Origin of the sequence: Psychrobacter sp. (assembly GCF_036731945.1) — a bacterium.
Lineage (GTDB): Bacteria > Pseudomonadota > Gammaproteobacteria > Pseudomonadales > Moraxellaceae > Psychrobacter.
This window is the reverse complement of the sequence record NZ_DAINDI010000043.1, coordinates 1-231: the sequence shown is the minus strand read 5'-3', so window position 1 is coordinate 231 and position 231 is coordinate 1. Positions and strand designations below refer to the sequence as shown.

Annotated in this window: 1 pseudogene; it reads left to right on the top strand. The window is 39.4% G+C overall.

The features are described 5' to 3' along the window. Nucleotides 1-120 (top strand): annotated as a pseudogene (locus tag V7D75_RS09640) (30S ribosomal protein S7); the annotation flags it as partial. Nucleotides 121-231 lie beyond the last annotated feature (111 nt).

Here is a 231-nt window from a genome sequence, read left to right as displayed (position 1 = left end):
TTGCGTCTTGCAGGCGAATTGAATGATGCTGCTGATGGTAAAGGTAATGCTATGAAAAAGCGTGACGAAGTTCACCGCATGGCAGATGCCAACAAAGCATTCTCTCATTACCGCTTCTAAGCTGGTTTTATTCTCTAAATTTGGCTTAAATGCTTAGGATTAATGGTTCCGACCAGTTAATCCTAATATTGTTGATTTATTCTATTGATTGCCGCCATCATTATTGGATTG